This window comes from Vibrio sp. 2134-1 (assembly GCF_033339495.1).
The window spans coordinates 1-625 of sequence record NZ_JAWOUS010000593.1; the positions used below are offsets into that span (position 1 = coordinate 1).

At 49.4% G+C, this 625-nt stretch carries 1 protein-coding gene; it reads left to right on the forward strand.

What is annotated here, in order from left to right:
- A partial coding sequence (locus R7R78_RS27425; RefSeq protein ID WP_225474769.1) for a trypsin-like serine protease occupies positions 1-625 on the forward strand: 625 nt, incomplete at both ends.

The window sequence follows — 625 nt, forward strand, 5'->3', positions numbered from 1 at the left end:
ATTGCAAGAAGTCGATGTTCCACTCGTGTCGGATGCCACTTGTCGTCAGGCGGGTGGAAACTACACCACCGTTGGGGAAGTGGCATTCTGTGCAGGCGTGCCGCAAGGTGGGATAGATTCATGTCAGGGTGACAGCGGTGGCCCAATCGTTATTAATCGCGGCAGTGCGATTACCCAACTTGGCGTAGTTAGCTGGGGAATAGGGTGTGCACGTCCGGGTATGTACGGCGTGTACAGTGATATTGCAGCATTACGCAGTTTTGTGGATGGCGTCATCGGCACTTCAACGCCTCCGAAAGATAACGTTTCTGTTGGTTACACTGCTAATCAAATGTTGCCAGCGTTTAATGTTGGTGAACTCAAGCAGCATGGATTTGTGATTAGTAATTCGGGAAACACTGCATTCACTGTCGAAAATGTACGCATTGGCGGCTCAGGAGTGACTGATGCAGCACTGATTGCCAACGATCAATGCTCTCAAACAACGTTAGCTGCAAATACGAGCTGTCATGTGGATGTGGAGTTTGGCGCATCACAAGCGGGTGAAGCTAGAGTGACGTTGAACTTTGGCGTTGATAAAACCAGTACTTTATATCAAGCGGTTGTGTCTGCAACAGCCAAATCG